Origin of the sequence: Arthrobacter sp. zg-Y1143, assembly GCF_030125565.1 — a bacterium.
Lineage (GTDB): Bacteria > Actinomycetota > Actinomycetes > Actinomycetales > Micrococcaceae > Arthrobacter_B.
Genome location: NZ_JASKLW010000009.1, coordinates 324,326 through 341,058 on the forward strand (window position 1 = coordinate 324,326; position 16,733 = coordinate 341,058).

Annotated in this window: 15 protein-coding genes; 9 read left to right on the forward strand and 6 right to left on the reverse strand. The window is 66.1% G+C overall.

The features are described from left to right. Window positions 1-63 precede the first annotated feature (63 nt). Entirely contained in the window at window positions 64-1,737 is a 1,674-nt protein-coding gene (locus QNN98_RS12150) for a catalase (protein ID WP_227926893.1), read from the forward strand. 209 nt (window positions 1,738-1,946) lie between these two features. Here QNN98_RS12150 and QNN98_RS12155 read toward each other — a convergent pair whose 3' ends face one another. Continuing rightward, window positions 1,947-3,416, reverse strand: coding sequence for a stealth family protein (locus QNN98_RS12155; protein WP_227914388.1), 1,470 nt, complete (start codon window positions 3,414-3,416; stop codon window positions 1,947-1,949). A 596-nt stretch (window positions 3,417-4,012) separates the two neighbouring features. On the opposite strand from QNN98_RS12155, the gene QNN98_RS12160 reads away from it, so the two are divergent. Together QNN98_RS12160 and QNN98_RS12165 are read left to right on the forward strand one after the other, a co-directional pair. Further along, the gene (locus QNN98_RS12160) at window positions 4,013-4,660 is read left to right on the forward strand and encodes a DUF6318 family protein (protein ID WP_283997413.1); all 648 of its coding nucleotides are present in this window, start codon (window positions 4,013-4,015) and stop codon (window positions 4,658-4,660) included. A 332-nt stretch (window positions 4,661-4,992) separates the two neighbouring features. Further along, the gene (locus QNN98_RS12165; RefSeq protein ID WP_283997415.1) at window positions 4,993-5,568 is read left to right on the forward strand and encodes a hypothetical protein; all 576 of its coding nucleotides are present in this window, start codon (window positions 4,993-4,995) and stop codon (window positions 5,566-5,568) included. A 7-nt stretch (window positions 5,569-5,575) separates the two neighbouring features. On the opposite strand, the gene QNN98_RS12170 is transcribed toward QNN98_RS12165, so the two are convergent. The 3 genes from QNN98_RS12170 to QNN98_RS12180 all read right to left on the reverse strand — a co-directional run bounded on the left by QNN98_RS12170 (window position 5,576) and on the right by QNN98_RS12180 (window position 7,676). Beyond that, window positions 5,576-6,370: an MSMEG_6728 family protein gene (locus QNN98_RS12170; RefSeq protein ID WP_283997417.1), complete on the reverse strand. Its 795-nt coding sequence runs from the start codon at window positions 6,368-6,370 to the stop codon at window positions 5,576-5,578. 12 nt (window positions 6,371-6,382) lie between these two features. Continuing rightward, complete coding sequence (locus tag QNN98_RS12175; protein WP_227914263.1) at window positions 6,383-6,973, reverse strand: GNAT family N-acetyltransferase; 591 nt, start codon at window positions 6,971-6,973, stop codon at window positions 6,383-6,385. 67 nt (window positions 6,974-7,040) lie between these two features. Further along, on the reverse strand, window positions 7,041-7,676 hold the full coding sequence (locus tag QNN98_RS12180; RefSeq protein WP_227914262.1) for a DUF1684 domain-containing protein: 636 nt from the start codon (window positions 7,674-7,676) through the stop codon (window positions 7,041-7,043). 22 nt (window positions 7,677-7,698) lie between these two features. Between QNN98_RS12180 and QNN98_RS12185 the strand changes: the two genes are divergently transcribed. Continuing rightward, window positions 7,699-8,445, forward strand: a complete 747-nt coding sequence (locus tag QNN98_RS12185; protein WP_283997420.1) for a TSUP family transporter — start codon at window positions 7,699-7,701, stop codon at window positions 8,443-8,445. 103 nt (window positions 8,446-8,548) lie between these two features. Beyond that, entirely contained in the window at window positions 8,549-9,856 is a 1,308-nt protein-coding gene (locus QNN98_RS12190) for a cell division protein PerM (RefSeq protein WP_442860329.1), read from the forward strand. Here QNN98_RS12190 and QNN98_RS12195 read toward each other — a convergent pair. Continuing rightward, window positions 9,853-10,284 carry a hypothetical protein gene (locus QNN98_RS12195; RefSeq protein WP_227914257.1) on the reverse strand — a complete coding sequence of 144 codons (432 nt, stop codon included), beginning with the start codon at window positions 10,282-10,284 and terminating at the stop codon, window positions 9,853-9,855. The two genes, QNN98_RS12190 and QNN98_RS12195, sit on opposite strands and share 4 nt — an antisense overlap. Window positions 10,285-10,324: 40 nt before the next feature. On the opposite strand from QNN98_RS12195, the gene purN reads away from it, so the two are divergent. Further along, window positions 10,325-10,906, forward strand: a complete 582-nt coding sequence (purN, locus tag QNN98_RS12200; RefSeq protein ID WP_227926905.1) for a phosphoribosylglycinamide formyltransferase — start codon at window positions 10,325-10,327, stop codon at window positions 10,904-10,906. Here purN and QNN98_RS12205 read toward each other — a convergent pair. Next, window positions 10,903-12,255 carry an MFS transporter gene (locus QNN98_RS12205; RefSeq protein ID WP_227926906.1) on the reverse strand — a complete coding sequence of 451 codons (1,353 nt, stop codon included), beginning with the start codon at window positions 12,253-12,255 and terminating at the stop codon, window positions 10,903-10,905. The genes purN and QNN98_RS12205 overlap by 4 nt on opposite strands. A 145-nt stretch (window positions 12,256-12,400) precedes the next feature. Between QNN98_RS12205 and QNN98_RS12210 the strand changes: the two genes are divergently transcribed. The 3 genes from QNN98_RS12210 (at window position 12,401) to QNN98_RS12220 (ending at window position 16,672) form a co-directional block, all read left to right on the forward strand. Beyond that, window positions 12,401-13,363 (forward strand): endonuclease domain-containing protein, encoded by a 963-nt coding sequence (locus tag QNN98_RS12210; RefSeq protein WP_283997425.1) that lies wholly within the window; start codon window positions 12,401-12,403, stop codon window positions 13,361-13,363. Window positions 13,364-13,645: 282 nt separating this feature from the next. Further along, window positions 13,646-15,259, forward strand: a complete 1,614-nt coding sequence (gene purH, locus QNN98_RS12215; RefSeq protein WP_283997427.1) for a bifunctional phosphoribosylaminoimidazolecarboxamide formyltransferase/IMP cyclohydrolase — start codon at window positions 13,646-13,648, stop codon at window positions 15,257-15,259. Between the two features lie 177 nt (window positions 15,260-15,436). Beyond that, complete coding sequence (locus QNN98_RS12220; protein ID WP_227914252.1) at window positions 15,437-16,672, forward strand: NADP-dependent isocitrate dehydrogenase; 1,236 nt, start codon at window positions 15,437-15,439, stop codon at window positions 16,670-16,672. Window positions 16,673-16,733 lie beyond the last annotated feature (61 nt).

The window sequence follows — 16,733 nt, forward strand, 5'->3', positions numbered from 1 at the left end:
CATGAGAGTTGGAAGGGTAGATATTGTCAGCCAGCTATGGACCTCACACTCAGAGAGCACGTGATGACAGACGCAGAAACGCAGAATTCCGGCAACGGCCAGAACAACGCCGAAGCCCCCAAGACGCTGACCACCCGGCAGGGACACCCGGTCTACGACAACCAGAACACCCGCACCGTGGGTGCCCGCGGCCCGGCCACGCTGGAAAATTACCAGCTTCTGGAGAAGATCAGCCACTTCGACCGGGAACGCATCCCGGAGCGTGTTGTGCACGCCCGCGGCTTCGTGGCCTACGGCGAATTCGAGGCTTCCGGCAAGTGGGGCGACGAGCCCATTGCCAAGTACACCCGCGCCAAGCTTTTCTCCGAGCCGGGCAAGAAGACCGACGTCGCCATCCGGTTCTCCTCGGTGATCGGCGGCCGTGACTCCTCCGAGGCCGCCCGTGACCCGCGCGGCTTCGCGATCAAGTTCTACACCGAAGACGGCAACTGGGACCTGGTGGGCAACAACCTGGGCGTCTTCTTCATCCGCGACGCCATCAAGTTCCCGGACGTGATCCACTCCCTGAAGCCGGACCCCATCACCTTCCGCCAGGAATCCGCCCGCATCTTCGACTTCATGTCGCAGACCCCCGAGGCCATGCACATGCTGGTGAACCTCTTCAGCCCGCGCGGCATCCCCGCAGATTACCGCCACATGCAGGGCTTTGGCGTGAACACCTACCGCTGGGTCAACGCACAGGGCGAGTCCAAGCTGGTCAAGTACCACTGGCTGCCGCAGCAGGGCGTGAAGTCCCTGACCGAGGAAGACGCCGCGAACATCCAGGCCAACGACCTCGGCCACGCGTCCAAGGACCTCTACGAGGCCATTGAGCGCGGCGACTACCCCAAGTGGGACCTGTACGTGCAGCTGATGGATGACAACGATCATCCGGAACTGGACTTCGACCCGCTGGATGACACCAAGACCTGGCCGGAGCAGGAGTTCGAGCCCAAGTACGTGGGCACCATGACCCTGAACCGGAACGTCACGGACCACCACAACGAAAGCGAGCAGATCGCTTTCGGCACCGGTGTGCTGGTGGACGGCCTGGAGTTCTCCGATGACAAGATGCTGGTGGGCCGCACCTTCAGCTACTCGGATACCCAGCGCTACCGCGTGGGACCGAACTACCTGCAGCTTCCGGTGAACTCCGCGAAGAACGCCCGGGTGGCCACCAACCAGCGCGGCGGGCAGATGTCCTTCGGCACTGACCTTGCGCCGGGCCAGAACCCGCACGTGAACTACGAGCCGAACATCACCGGCGGCCTGCAGGAAGCACCCAAGCCGGCGCAGTCCGAACTCGGTCCGGAGCTGGAAGGCCGCCTCACCCGCGCCCGCCTGCCCCGCACCAACGACTACATGCAGGCCGGTCAGCGCTACCAGCTGATGGAGCAGTGGGAGAAGGACGACCTGGTGAAGAACTTCGTCGACAACATCTCCCAGGCTGTCCGGGAAGTTCAGGAGCGGATGCTCTGGCACTTCTACATGACCGATGACGAGCTGGGCGCCCGCGTGGGCGAGGGTCTCGGCATCAGCCTGGACGAGATCAAGGATCTCGGCCCGCTGGCCACCCAGACGCTCAACGAGGAAGAAACCGAGCGGATGAAGAACCTGGGCCACAACGGCCCCCGCAACGTTGAAGGCCTCACCATGACGCACTGCGTACCCAACGAGCACGTGGTCGTCACCCGGTAGGGCAGCACAAACCTACCGCAGCGAACGACGGCGGGGGGGGCCCGGGGGGGGCCGCCGCCGGCGGGGGGTGGGGCGGGCCGGGTGGCGGGGGCCGGTGCCGGGCTCGGCCCCAAAACCCCCCCCCCCCCCACGCGGGCGGGCCCCCCCCGGGGGGCCCCCCCCGCCGTCGTTCTGTGTCCCTGGCCTGTTCCCGGGCCAGGTTCCCTGGGTCAGTGCTCCCAGGGGGCCTTGACCGGGAAGTACTTCTCCAGGAAGTCCGTGACCCGCTCCGCGCGTTCGGCGGCCGGCACCTCGGGGAAGCTGCCGTCATTGAGGCAGAACATGTCCATGTTCCGTTTGGCGAGCAGGCGCTCCAGGGCTGACAGGCCCGCGTAGGACGTGGTGTCCACGTACTTGGTCTTGGCGGTTTCCTGGGTGACCGCACGCCCGGTGAGCAGGGCGTAGTAGTGGTAGAGCGAGTTGGTGACGGAGATGTTGTCCTTGGCGCGGAAGGTACTCGCGGCGGTGGCGGCGAACTCCGCGGGGAACGCTGCTTCCATTTCCAGCAGCACGCTGCGGCGCAGCGGAGCGGCCGCGTGTTCCAAGTGGCGGGTGGTGATCCGGCCGAAGCGTTCCCACAGCAGCCGCCGGTTTACCCGGGCCGCGTTCTCGAAACCGCTGCGCTCGGCGTCGTTGGAGCCCAGTCCTATCCGGGTGCTGGCTTCGATGAACTTGGTGATTCCGCCGGGGGAGAAGAACATATCGGGGGCCACCGGGCGGCCGAAGAACATGTCGTCGTTGGAGTAGAGGAAGTGTTCCGCCAGCCCGGGGATGTGCTGCAGCTGCGCTTCCACGGCCTGCGAGTTGTGCGTGGGCAGCACGGACGGGTCCTTGAAGTGCTCCGCCGCCGGCACAAAGGTGACCGAGGGGTGCTCCGCCAGCCAGTGGGGCCGCGGGGAGTCCGAGGCGATGAAAATCCGCCGGATCCAGGGTGCGAACATGTGCACCGAGCGCAGGGCGTACTTCAGTTCGTTGATCTGCCGGAAGCGGGCCTCGTGGTCATCTCCCTCGCCCACCACGGCACCCTGCATCCGGGCCGCGCGGGCGGCCTGGAATTCCGGGGAGCTGCCGTCCACCCAGGAGAACACCAGATCGATGTCGAAGCGGATGTCCGTGGCGTGGTCAGCGAACATGTTCTCGATGGTCGGCCAGGTCAGGCCGTGCTTGTCCACGGTGCCGCGGACTGCCTCCGAGGCCGGCAGGGTGCGGCGGGTCAGGGAGTTCTCCACCGGCAGGGTGATGTTTTCCCCGTCCAGGTCCCACAGTTCAATCTGCACCCCGGCCGCAGCGGAGAACACCAGGTTGGTGCCGGTGAAGGCGCGCGGCCGGTAGACCCGGATGATCCGGGTCTTGTCGCCGGGGGCCAGGCTGCCGTCGGCAATGAGCAGGGTGCGGCTCTTTTTGGTGTCCACGCTGCGCGCGTAGAACGGCTCCTCGCGGCAGGCTTCCACCATTGCCTTGCGCAGCAGGTCACGTTCGCGCAGGTTGACGGCGATCACCGGCCGCTGGTCATTGCCGCGCACCAGCAGGTAGGTGATGCCGGCGTCGTCGAGCACCCTGCGGACAAACAGCAGGTCTTCCACCATGGCCTCGTGCGGGGTGAGGCCGGTGTCCATCAGGGCCAGGCGGCCCTTGAACATGGCCACCTCGGGGCGTTCCTCCACGCGGCGGAGTACGGCGGGGGCAGCTGTCTGGAGGTTTTCGGGTTCGAAGTCCGGCTCCGGGGCTCCGAAGTAGACATCGTGTTCGGCGGCTGTATCGGTAATGGGAACCTCCTAGGGATGGTCGGCGCCCGCACATGCAGGCGCTGGTTGGGTGCAGCGCTGCACGGGGAACTGCTGCCGGGATACCCGGGTGTTGCACTTGTTGCGCGGTGCCGGTCTTGGCCGGTGCGTATTGGGCCGAACCGCGGCCGCCCGCGGACGGGGTGGGCGCGGACGCGGGGACGGAGCACGGGTCGGCCGGGAGCCACTGAGGAAACCGTAACACCGCGCTGGAACATCCTTCTTCCGAGCCCTGTCCGTTTTCCGGCCGGGGCCGTAGTTCTCTTGGCCAGTATCTCATCCTGCGCCGCGCTGCTGCGAGGCGACGGCATAGGCTGCCGGCTTCACGGGGGCCGCGAGCTTCGCCGGGTTTGTGGTGCCCGTGACTTGTGGATAACCGGTTGTGGTGTGGGGGCGGTGGCTATTATGGCCGGACTGACAGTGTCGCGGCTTGCCCAACTTGGGGGTTTCGGATGACCAGAACCATTCTGCGCCGTTCTCGTGTTTGGAGCTTCCCAGCGGTTTTCGCCGCGGTTGTCCTGGCCGGGTGCTCGGGCGCGTCCGGGGATTCAGGGACCGGTGCTGCGTCCCCGTCTCCGTCACAGTCGTCCGCCTCAACGACGCCAACTCCCACGCCCACACCGTCAGCTGTTTACAAGCCTGCCTCTGCCGAGGGGCCGGCGGAAAATGTTCCGTTGCCGGTGATGCCGGAGGAGGCGAAGGTCGAGTCCAAGGAGGGGCTGGAGGCTTTCGCCCGGTATTGGTACGAGGCCGCGAATTACGGTTATGAAACCGGTGATGTAGGCCTGGTACAGGCCATCAGCAGCCCGGATTGTGTGACCTGTCAGAAGTACTACGAGGTTGTCGAGAACGGGTTCAAGGACAGCGATTGGATGGCAAATGCTGCCATCGAAGTTCTCGGCGTACATTCTGATTTTCTCTTAACGCCGGAAGGCCGTTATCAAGCATTGGTTCATTTTCGCCAAGACAAGATGGAGTACTACGGTCCCGAAGGACTCCAGACCGTAGGGGAACCAGATGCTGCCGTAGTCCAGCTCGTCGAGGCCATTCGGCTTAATGAGCACTGGCAGGTCGTAAACATCGCCACAATCAAGGGTTGAGCCAGATGCCTGCCCGGACGTTTGTTGTCCTGATCCTCATGGTCGTGATGGCGGTGCTCACAAACGTCGTAGTCCCCGAACAAGCATCGGCAGAGGGTTCCGCCGAAGGAGATATGAAGAGTGGTGGACAAGTCACCGGCTCCGCATTTGTTCAGGACCCTGCCACCGGAATGTGGACCTCCATGCCGGTCGGTATACCGGACGATCCGAATGGCTACCGGTTCCAACCGGTGTGTTTTGACGATTCGGTTGGTGATGTGGATTGCCTCGCCGATAACCAGGCGGCTTGTCCTGCCGGTGAGAACGGCAGACTCGTTTACTGGTATTCCGGATTGAAGGGGACCGACCCCGCGGCTTGGCCCCGAGTCAGCGACACCCCGTCGTGCATCTACTCCGAGGAGCCGGTCGACATCGGCCAGCAGATCCAGGCGCAGATCCTCACTGCGTTCCAGGAGCGGCCGATCGCAGCCGGCAAGCTGGTGGTGCAACCCAGTCCGCACACACTGATCGGGATGGAGACCAACGTTTACGTTGAAGCCGCCGAGCAGGTCTTCGAGATGGTCCTGCTGGACCAGACGGTCCGCATAGTTGCGACGCCCACCGAATACGAAATCAACTACGGCGACGGAACGGTCTACGGTCCCACATCGGCTGCCGGTGCACCGCTGCCGCAGGGTCGGTGGGGAGAGCAGACCCGCACGAGCCACAGGTACGCCGCCGCAGGGGACTACCAAATGAGTGCAACCGTGCATTTCTCCGGAACCTATTCGGTGAACGGCGGGCCGATGATTCCCATTGACGGGAGGGCCGCCGTCGCTTCGCAGGCGCAAACAATCCGGGTGTGGCGGGCCGAAACCCGCAGCGTCGCGGACAACTGCCTCATCAACCCGAACGGCATCGGCTGCTAATCGGCTGCTAAAGCCCTTTCGGCTTCGGCACCGCAAACAGTGTCCGGGGATCCTGCAGCACCGCCGGATACGCGAACGCCGAACGCGGAATGCTGCCGGACAGCGACACCGGCCGCACAGCGGTGTCATTGGTCAGTTCCACCGGACCGGCATGTCCCAAGAGCAGCTGCGAACGGTCCGCCGGCGAGATCACCGCCACCGGATCGCCGTCGTCCATGTCCTCCAACAACCGCACCAGCTGCCGGCCCCGCTTGCCGGTAATCGGCGTGCCCTTCACGGAAAGCATCGGCAGCACAATGGCGGCAGCATCGCCGTCGGGTACCGCCCGGGCGACCCACAGCCCCTCGCCCTGCGGCGGATCCGCAGGATCCGGAACATCCGCGGGGGAGGGCCACACATAGGGCAGGCCCGCGTCGGTGTCCGGAAACAACGGCCCGTACACCTCAGGGGACTTCTCAATCAGGTTCGAGCGGTGGCTGCGGTGCAGCTGCTCGTCGCCCAGCCACGGCGGAAGCTCGACGTCGGAGCCCGCCGCTTCCGGAGCGAACTCCAGGATCTGCTCGCGCACGGTGTCGGCGTGCCCGCGCGCGATCCACTCGTCCGTCATCGCCAGCCCGTACGCCGTTAGCGCCGGCACGAAGCCCTTCCACATCAGCAGGGCAGGATGGCGCTGCCAGCCGTAATCCGGCACCACCAGACCGCGCAGCAGCTGCAGGGTCTCCACCCGCTGCTTGCCCAGCCGCGCCTGATCCAGGACCCGGGCACTGCGGGCAAAGCTCTCATACGGGAGGAAGGTCTGCACGGGCCCAGTCTGTCACTGTTCCCCGCGGCCGGCCCCGTCACCGGCCTCCGCCCCGGTGCCGGTGAGCAGCCGGACCATGATCAGGTCCCGGAAAGTATGCGCACCAACCTGGAAGGACCGGCGGCCGGACGTCTGGAACCCGGACTTGCGGTAGAAGGACTGCGCCCGGACGTTGCCGTTGTTCACCCCCAGCCACATGGACCGTGCACCTACGGACGCCGCCGCCCCGGCAGCAGCATCAATGAGCTGCCCGGCAATGCCCCTGCCGTGGGCATCCGGGTGGACGTAGAACTTGCTCAGCTCCGCCGAGGGCCGCAGCGCCCGGCCCTGGTCCAGGGCATCAAGCACTTCGGGGTCGGTTGGCGCTTCGAGGACCAGCAGGCAGTACCCCACCAGCCGGCCGTCCTGCCGGGCCGCGAGCACCAAACGCTTCTCATCCGCGAGGAACTGCGTGAAATTCCCGGCGGAGAGATTCGCGGCAACGAAGGCCGCGCTGTCTTCCGGTGTGACTTCGGGCGGGCAGGCCAAAGGAAAAGTGAGGGAAGCTAATTCGACGAGCCCGGGAATGTCTTCAGCCGTTGCATGTGAAATGGAAGCTTGCACCCTTCCAGCATAGGCACTGACTCCGGGTTGCCCGCCCGGCGCCGCGGCCGGACGGGCATCGGCCGTCTTAGTACTTCACGTACAGTTCGCCCACCGGCAGCGCGGTGTCCACGGTGTTCGCCGGGCCGGGCAGCGGGCAGGCCCACGCCTCGTCATAGGCGCAGGATGGGTTGTAGAGGTAATTGAAATCCAGCACCAAGCTGCCGGGTTCACTGCCCGGTCCCAGGCTGGCACCCTTGATCGTGTCCAGCAGGTAGCGCCCGCCGCCGTAGCTGCCGCCGTCGGCGCCGGAACTGGCATCGCGGACCGGCACAAAAATTCCGCCGCCGTACGTGTCCAGGTTCCACACCGCCAGGCTGCCGACCCCGTCCACGTTCACCGTCCCGAGCCGGGTGAACGGCACCGTCCCGTCCGTTCCGGTGGCCACCTCCATCGACTCGCCGGCACCGGCGCCGTCAATAACGGCCTCGAACCGGAACGCCGGATCGTAGCGGGCGGTGCTCAAACCGCGGAACCGGCGGCGGACATCTTCCGGGAGGGGCGAGGCCGGGTGCGTGCCGAAGAGCCGATCCCGGCCGGTGGCCCAGAGGGCATGGGCGTGCGACGCCGAGATCCCCTCGGCAGCGCGGCGCGCCTGCTCATAAAGGGCGAAAGTGTTACGGCGCCAATCGGCGGTGGCAAGGGCTGTGACGGGAGAGAGCATTTGTCCAGCGTAGTGTGTTCGGGTGACTACCGGACTTCTTATTGTGGTGCTCGTCGCCATCTTTATCGGCGCGATAGCCCAGCGGATCGCCGGTTTAGGCTTTGCGCTGCTCATTTCTCCGTTCCTCGTGATCATCCTCGGCTCCCACGGCGGGGTGCTGATGGTGAACATCTGCGGCCTCGTGTCCTCGCTGCTGATCATGAGCCGGGTTTGGCGGGACATCGACTGGTCCATGTACCGGTGGCTGGCCATCCCGGCGGTCTGCGCCAGCGTACCGGCCTCGGCGGCCGCCGTGTTCCTGCCCGCGGCCCCACTGGCAGTCACCGTGGGCGCCGTCGTACTGGTGGCCCTGAGTATCTCCCTGTTCCTGCAGCGCACCTCTATCCAGCTGACCGGCAATACCCCCAAGGCCGTGGCCGGTTTCACCTCGGGCATCACCAATGCCATGGCCGGCGTCGGCGGCCCCGCCGTCAGTGTGTACGCCTTGCTGGCCCGCTGGCCGCAGCGCCCGTTCGCCGCTACCCTGCAGCCGTTCTTCGTGACCACCGCCGCCGTCACCCTGGCCTCCAAGCTGATCCTGGACCCCGGCCAGATGCCTCCGTTCCAGCCCTGGGCCTGGGTGCTGGTGGGGGTCATGATTGTGGGCGGCATCTACGCGGGGGAGAAGCTGCAGCGGTTCATCCGCGACGACCAGGCCCGGCTGGCAGTAGTGGTCATCGCGTTCATTGGTGCAGCCACGGCACTGGTGAAGGGCCTGTACGACCTCTGACCGGCATCGGCACCGCTGACACCACGGCCGTGCCCGCCGCAGTTACCCGACTCACGCAGGCACCTCATCGGGCAGCACCGGCCCGGATGGCACGATAGAAGCGATGAAGATTTTATTGCGGCCGAAGAAGCCGGGTGTGCCGCCCATGCCACTCTGGCTGCAGGGAACGTTTGAACTGGGCCAGGCTGCCGTGCTTTCCGCGCTGCTGGTGCTGCTGCCGCTGGTGGGCGTGTGGCTGGCCAACGGCTTCACCGATATCGACTTCACATCCCTGGCGCGCCTCGGCGGCCAGGCCTGGCTGCTCATCCACGGCGTGCCGCTGCAGCTGAGCTTCCCTGCCGGAGAACTCGGAACGGGTCCGGCCTCCGGTTTGCTCTCCTTCTTCCCGCTCGGGCTGACGCTGATCCCGTTCTTCCTGTCCTGGCGTGCCGGCCGCCGTCTGGCCCGGGCCTCCTACACGGACCAGCTCTGGCAGGCACTGCTTGGCGCCCTGGGCGCCTATGCGCTGCTGGGCGCGGCAGCCGCCTACTTCAGCAGCACCGACGGGGTGCGGATTTCGGTGGCCGCCGGTGCGCTGCTGCCCCTCATCGCGGCAGGCGCCGGCCTGATTGTGGGGGCCCGGATCGAAGCCGGATCCTGGGTGCGGCTGATCGGCATGGACCTGACCGCCTGGATTGCCCGGACCAGCCAGCATTCCCGCTGGGCCGGCTCCTACATGTGGGCCGCCCTGCGTGCCGGGGTGGTGGGGATCGTGGCCGCACTGGGCCTGTCCTCATTGCTGCTCGTGGTGACGCTGGCGATGAGTTGGGCCGAAATGGTCTCCGTGTATGAACGGCTCGGTGCCGGTGTGCTGGGCGGAACGGTACTGACCGTCGTCGAGCTGGGCCTGATGCCCAACTTTGTGGTGTGGACCCTGGGCTGGGCCTCGGGCGCCGGATTCTCGCTGGGCACCGGAAGCATCATCAGTCCGCTGGAAACCACGGTGGGTCCGCTGCCCGCGCTGCCCGTCCTCGCCGCCCTGCCTACGGGGAGCATGGAATACGGATACGCGGCGCTGCTGATACCGGTGGTGGCCGGGATCCTGGCCGGCTGGTGGTTCCTGCGCGAGGGCGAAAACCACTTCGACGAATGGCTTTCCATCAAGATCCGCGCCCGCTGGTTCACGGCACCGGTGTCCACGCTGGTCCTCGGCGCGATCGTCGGACTGGTCTCGGGACTGCTGGCGGCAGGGGCCGCCTGGCTGTCCGTCGGGTCGCTGGGGATCGGGCGCTTTGTGCAGCTCGGCCCGGATCCGCTGTGGCTGGGACTATGGGTCGCAGCCGAAGTAGGGGCCGGCGTCGTCATCGGTTACGCCGTAGGTCCCTGGCTGGAACGTGAGCCCAAACCCGAGAAACAGCGGGCCGCGGTCTAGCGCATCTGCTGGAAGGGCAGGTACTCGGCCTGGCAGGCCTCCGCGCCGTCCAAGGTCAGCGCCGAACGCATGCATGTTTCATAGGTGACGGTCTGGTCCCAGATGGCCACCATGAAGCCCAGCCCCAGGGTGGTCAGGAAAGTGATGACCAGGCCCAGCGACACCAGGACGGGCAGCAGGGCACCCATCCGCCGGCGGGCCAGCTTGACCAGGGCGATGATTCCCACCACGAAGGCAACAAGCCCGATTGCCAGCGGCACCAGCTTCCACGGCAGGACCAGGCCGCTGCTCAGCAGCATGACCAGCACCAGCAGCCAGAACACGCGGACATAGCGGACCGCGTTCTTCTTCTGCTCGTCGGTCGCCCCGGGGCGGCGGCTCTGCTCCGCGAGGGTTTGGGTCTTGTACTGCGCGCCGTCGTCATTCATGGGTTTAAGCCTAGGGGACGCCGCACCCTATGGTTGACGCATGCGCATCGTAGTCCTCGTGTCCGGTACCGGCTCCAACCTTCAGGCCGTGCTCGACGCCGTCAGCGACGGCCGGCTGGATATAGAGATCGCGGCAGTGGGCGCGGACCGGCCCGGCACCTACGGGGTGCAGCGGGCGGCCGACGCCGGCGTCCCCACCTTCGTGGTGCCCTTCCGCGATTTCCCGGCCCGGCCGGACTGGAACCGGGCGCTCACCAAAACGGTGGCTTCCTACGCGCCGGACCTGGTGCTCTCCTCGGGATTCATGCGCATTGTGGATGAGGAGTTCATCAACGCGTTCAACGGCCGGTACCTGAACACGCATCCCGCGCTGCTGCCTTCCTTCCCTGGGGCACACGGCGTCCGGGATGCCCTGGCCTACGGCGTGAAGATCACCGGCTGCACGGTGCACTGGGCCGACGCCGGTGTGGACACCGGCCCGATCCTGGCCCAGGCCGCGGTGGAGGTGCTCGACGGCGATACCGAGGAGTCCCTGCACGAGCGCATCAAGGTCCAGGAGCGGCGGCTGCTGATCGACACCCTGGGCCGGTTGAGCCGGGAAGGGCTGCCGGCGCCGGCTTAGTCCAGCGCCGCACCCTTGGTTTCGGGTGCGAACCGGGCCATCCACAGCACCGCCATTAGCACCAGTACTCCTGCCAGGGCGAACGACAGCGCCAGCCCGAGATGGGGCCACAGCACCGAGACGAACAGCAGCGGACCCAAGCCTGCTCCCACCCGGGAGACGGTGGAGGCCCAGCCGAAACCGCTGCCGCGCAGCTCGGTGGGGTAGAGCTCCGAGACGTAGGCATACAGCACGGGGATGGCCACCTGCACCACGAATCCGTAGGCCAGCAGCCACACCGTTGCCGCAGTGGGCAGGTCCACCACCAGCGCCACCACCACCAGGATGGCGGCGGACAGCGGACCGGTGACCGCCAGGATCCACTTCCGGCCAACCTTCTCCACCAGCAGGGCCGCCGCGATAACTCCGAGCAGACCAACGGCTGCCATGCCCGAGGTGGTCAGGAACGCGCGATACTCGGCAAACCCGGCGTCCACGAGGATCTTGGGCATCCACTGCAGCGCCAGGTAGTAGACCAGCAGGATGGTCAGGAACAGGGACCATGCGGTGATGGTGGTTTTGCTGCTGAACCTCCATAGGTCGCCCAATTGGGTGCCCATAGTGCGCAGGGACAGCTTTTCCGGTTCCTCCGGTTCGGGCAGCCGCCACTGGGTTTGGGTTCCCCCGGTGCGCCGGATCAGGCTGTTGATGACGGCGGCCGCCTCATCGGTGCGGCCCTTGCGGACCAGATAGAGGGGGGACTCGGGGACCGAACGGCGCACCCAGAACACCAGCAGGGCGGGGACCACCATCACCAGCATGGTGTACCGCCAATCCGCGAAGGTGGCCATGATCGCAGCGGAAGTGACCCCGCACAGGGCGGCACCCACCGGCCACCAGCCGTCCATCCCGGTCAGCACTCGGCCGCGCTGTTTCTTGGGGGTGAACTCGCCAACGAGCGCGTAGTCCACCGGCACGCAGCCGCCCAGTCCGAACCCGGCCATAAAGCGGAAAATGCAGAACCACACAATGTCCGGGGAGAACGCACCCAGCACGGTAAAGAGGGAAAACACCAGCAAGGTAGCGGAAAACGCCCGCTTGCGGCCGATCGCATCGGCAATGGAACCCCATACGAAGGCACCAATGGCCATGCCCAGCAGATTCGCGGTGGCGATCCAGGCGGCCTGCGGCGCCGTCAGCCCCCATTCCTTGGACAGCAGCGGAATCAGCACGCCGTTCAGCGTTACGTCCCAGGCATCAAACATAAACCCGAGTCCGCCGATGAGGAAGATCCGGCCTTGGACCTTCCACCGCCACGGCAGGTTCTGGACCACCTGGTCACCGGTGGGCAGCATATTGGTGATGGACATGTTGGTTCGGGGCCTTCCGGGGATGCGGGGTGCAGGAGGGGTGGCTGTGTGCCGGGGGTCAATGGCGTCGGGGAAACAATACCGTGCGGGGCCCCCGCCTGTGGATAAGGCGCCGGAGACTCGCGGGACCGGGCACCATGTGGTGATGGGCAAACCGGAGCGGGCGGGAAGGATCGGGCTGCCCGGACCGGTGTTCTCCGTGGCAGAGGCGCGGGCACGCGGCGTGCCGGCGTCGGAGTTGCGGCGCAGGGCGTACGACGGCGCCGGGCACGGTTTGCGTACGGTCGGCGGGGCAGCATCCGCCCTGCCGGATGCGGTGCGGCCGCTTGCCCCGGCGTCCGGCACTACGGTGGCCAGCCACACCACCGCCGCCGCCCTGTGGGGCATCTGGTTGCCGTACCGCTTCGGGCCCGAACCGCTGCACCTCACCCGGCCGCTGCGGTTCAGTCAGCCGCGGAGGAAGGGCGTCGTCGGGCACCATGCACCCCTTCTGCAACTGGACGTGGTCCGGGCCGGAGGGCTGCTGGTGACATCACCGGCTTGGACTTGGCGCGACCTGGCCGCTCTCTTGTCTCCCGATGAGTTGGTGGCTGCGGGGGACTCCCTGCTGCGGCGGAGGGATGCGCCGGACCGCGGTGGCTACCTGTCCCAACCGGATCCGCTGTGCGGTATGCAGGAGTTGCAGGAGGTCCTGCAGCGCAGGGCGGGAAACCGCGGTGCATCCACCGCGCGGACCGCTCTCGAGCTGATGCGCCCAGGCGCGGACTCGGCTCAGGAAACCAGGCTGCGGTTGCTCATTCGGCGTTCCGGGCTGCCGGAGCCGGCAGTAAACCAATGGATTATCGGTCCGGCGGGGCAGCGCGTGTCCCGGCCGGACCTGCAATATGTGCGGCTGCGGATTGCGCTTGAATATGAAGGCGAGCATCACCTGCTGGATCCGGACCAGTGGCACCGGGACATTGCGCGCGACGACGGCCTTCGACGGCTGGGATGGGTGGTGCTGCGCTTCAGCAAGAAGCACCTGCGGCCCGGCAACCAAGCCGCAGCAGCGGAGAAGGTTCGCGCTGCCCTCCTGACGCGCGGCTGGCGACCCGGACAGCCGGCCTGACGGGCGGGCCTGACGCACCCCGCCTGACGCACCGTGCTCCACGAGAAGGCAAAATTTACCGATATTGTGCCGAAAATCGGTAAATTGTGCCTTTTCGTTCCCTTCGACGGTAATTTTTGCCTTTTCGATCGCGCGCAGGGACCGGTCTTTGCCCGGCCCCAGCGCGGCCAAGACACGTTGTTACAGCCCCGCAGGCGTGGTCCGGAGCACATAGGCATAAACTTTCCGCATGGCCGTACGGCTTTTTGCACGTCCTTCATCAACCCCTTTGGAGTGTCAGCTGTGAGCAACCCTGTCCTTGACCGTGTTCCTATCCGCCGGGCCCTGATCTCGGTTTATAACAAGACGGGGCTGACGGAGCTGGCGCAGGGCCTTTCGGCAGCCGGTGTCCGGATTGTGTCCACCGGATCCACGGCCAAGCAGATTGCCGCCGCCGGCATCGAGGTCACCGAGGTTTCCGAGGTCACCGGCTTCGCCGAATGCCTCGACGGGCGGGTCAAGACCCTGCATCCGCGCGTCCACGCCGGGATCCTGGCAGACCGCCGCCGCGAGGACCACGTGGCCCAGTTGCAGGAGATGGAGATTGAACCCTTCGACCTCGTGGTGGTGAACCTCTACCCCTTCGTGGAAACCGTCCGCTCCGGCGCAGCGCAGGATGATGTGGTGGAGCAGATCGACATCGGCGGTCCCTCCATGGTCCGCGCCGCCGCAAAGAACCACCCGTCCGTTGCAGTGGTGGTGGACCCGAACAAATACTCCGACGTCGTCACCGCAGCAGCCGAGGGCGGCTTCGACCTGGCCCAGCGGCGCCGGCTCGCCGCCGAAGCCTTTGCCCACACCGCCGCCTATGACAACGCAGTTGCGACCTGGACCGCAGAGCAGTTCGGCGACGGGACCGAAGACGGCTCCAAGTGGCCGGCCTTCACCGGCCTGGCCCTGGAACGCGCCGAAGTGCTCCGCTACGGCGAAAACCCGCACCAGGACGCAGCCCTGTACGTAGAGCAGGACGGACAGCCCGGCGTCGCCCAGGCCGACCAGCTGCACGGCAAGGCCATGTCCTACAACAACTACGTCGACGCCGACGCCGCCCTGCGCGCCGCCTTCGATTTCGATGGACCCGCCGTCGCCGTCGTCAAGCACGCCAACCCGTGCGGCATCGCGGTGGCCTCGCCCGGTGCAGCCGATCCCATTGCGGATGCGCACGCCAAGGCGCATGCCTGCGATCCGGTCTCGGCGTTCGGCGGAGTCATCGCCGCCAACCGAACCGTCACGGCAGGTATGGCCGAGACCGTGAAGGACATCTTCACCGAGGTGGTAATCGCCCCCGATTTCGAGCCGGAGGCCGTGGACATCCTCAGCGCCAAAAAGAACATCCGGCTGCTTGCCCTGCCGGACGGCTACGGCCGCAGTGCCGCTGAATTCCGGCAGGTTTCCGGCGGCGTGCTGGTCCAGAAATCGGACCGGCTGCAGGCCGAGGGCGATGACCCGGCGAACTGGACCCTGGCCGCGGGGGAGCCGGCAGACGTGGCCACCATGGCCGACCTGGCCTTCGCCTGGGCAGCGGTCCGCGCGGCGAAGTCCAACGCCATCCTGCTCGCCAAGGACGGCGCCTCCGTAGGCGTGGGAATGGGCCAGGTGAACCGGGTGGACTCCTGTCGGCTCGCCGTCGAACGCGCCAACAGCCTGGGTGCAGCCGGCGAGGACCGCGCCCGCGGCTCCGTGGCGGCGTCGGACGCGTTCTTCCCGTTCGCGGACGGCCTGCAGATCCTGATCGACGCCGGCGTCCGCGCCGTGGTGCAGCCGGGCGGCTCCATCCGGGACAGCGAAGTGGTTGAAGCAGCTGCTGCGGCGGGGGTCACCATGTACTTCACCGGGGCACGACACTTCTTCCACTAGGAAAAACCCGCTCCGCCGCGCCTGGAACCGCGGGACCGTGCAGGTAATGCACCGTCCCGCGGTTTAGGGCCGGGATAGTGGGCTGTGGCATAGTTGGACTCAAATACAAGCTAAAAAGACGGGTCCCGTCATGCCACAAGACATGCTCCGGTGCCCACCAACACACTAGGAGTACGTGTGGCTGAGAAAATCAAGGTTGTGGGCTCTGTTGTAGAGCTCGACGGCGATGAAATGACCCGTATCATCTGGCAGTTCATCAAGGACCGCCTGATCAACCCGTACCTGGACGTAGACCTGAAGTACTACGACCTCTCGATCCAGAACCGCGACGCAACCGATGACCAGGTCACCATTGATGCCGCCAACGCCATCAAGGAACACGGCGTGGGCGTCAAGTGCGCCACCATCACCCCGGACGAAGCACGCGTCGAGGAATTCGGCCTGAAGAAGATGTGGGTCTCCCCGAACGGGACCATCCGCAACATCCTGGGCGGCGTGGTCTTCCGCGAGCCGATCATCATCTCCAACATCCCGCGCCTGGTCCCGGGCTGGAACAAGCCGATCATCATCGGCCGCCACGCCCACGGCGACCAGTACAAGGCCACGAACTTCAAGGTTCCCGGTGCCGGCACGCTGACCCTGACCTACACCCCGGCCGACGGCAGCGAAGAAATCAAGCAGCAGGTTGTCACGTACAACGAAGATGGCGGCGTCGCCATGGGTATGTACAACTTCAACGATTCCATCAAGGACTTCGCGCGCGCTTCCTTCGCCTACGGCCTGCAGCGCAACTACCCGGTGTACCTCTCCACCAAGAACACCATCCTGAAGGCCTACGACGGCCAGTTCAAGGACCTGTTCCAGGAAGTCTTCGACGCCGAGTTCAAGGACCAGTTCGAAGCAGCCGGGCTCACCTACGAGCACCGCCTGATCGATGACATGGTTGCCTCCGCAATGAAGTGGGAAGGCGGCTACGTCTGGGCCTGCAAGAACTACGACGGCGACGTCCAGTCCGACACCGTTGCACAGGGCTTCGGCTCGCTGGGCCTGATGACTTCCGTCCTGATGACCCCGGACGGCAAGACCGTTGAGGCCGAAGCAGCGCACGGTACGGTCACCCGCCACTACCGCCAGCACCAGCAGGGCAAGCCCACCTCCACGAACCCGATCGCTTCGATCTTCGCGTGGACCCGCGGCCTGATGCACCGCGGCAAGCTGGACAACACCCCCGAGGTCATTAATTTCGCCGAAACCCTTGAGGACGTTGTCATCAAGACGGTTGAATCCGGCAAGATGACCAAGGACCTTGCACTGCTGGTTGGACCCGAGCAGCCGTACCTGACCACCGAAGAGTTCCTCGCCGCACTGGACGAGAACCTCAAGGCCCGTCTGGGTGCCGAGGTCGCAGCCTAGCTTTACTGCGCAACCGCACAAAACGACGACGGCGCGCTGCCCCTTTCCGGGGCGGCGGGCC

Excerpts from the sequence above, each read along its gene's own strand:
- QNN98_RS12155 (WP_227914388.1), bottom strand. The coding sequence starts at position 3,416 with ATGTTCAAGGGCCGCCTGGCCCTGATGGACACCGGCCTCACCCCGCAC.
- QNN98_RS12210 (WP_283997425.1), top strand. The coding sequence starts at position 12,401 with ATGGGCAAACCGGAGCGGGCGGGAAGGATCGGGCTGCCCGGACCGGTG.
- QNN98_RS12195 (WP_227914257.1), bottom strand. The coding sequence starts at position 10,284 with ATGAATGACGACGGCGCGCAGTACAAGACCCAAACCCTCGCGGAGCAG.
- purN (WP_227926905.1), top strand. The coding sequence starts at position 10,325 with ATGCGCATCGTAGTCCTCGTGTCCGGTACCGGCTCCAACCTTCAGGCC.
- QNN98_RS12180 (WP_227914262.1), bottom strand. The coding sequence starts at position 7,676 with ATGCTCTCTCCCGTCACAGCCCTTGCCACCGCCGATTGGCGCCGTAAC.
- QNN98_RS12150 (WP_227926893.1), top strand. The coding sequence starts at position 64 with ATGACAGACGCAGAAACGCAGAATTCCGGCAACGGCCAGAACAACGCC.
- QNN98_RS12190 (WP_442860329.1), top strand. The coding sequence starts at position 8,549 with ATGAAGATTTTATTGCGGCCGAAGAAGCCGGGTGTGCCGCCCATGCCA.
- QNN98_RS12160 (WP_283997413.1), top strand. The coding sequence starts at position 4,013 with ATGACCAGAACCATTCTGCGCCGTTCTCGTGTTTGGAGCTTCCCAGCG.
- QNN98_RS12205 (WP_227926906.1), bottom strand. The coding sequence starts at position 12,255 with ATGTCCATCACCAATATGCTGCCCACCGGTGACCAGGTGGTCCAGAAC.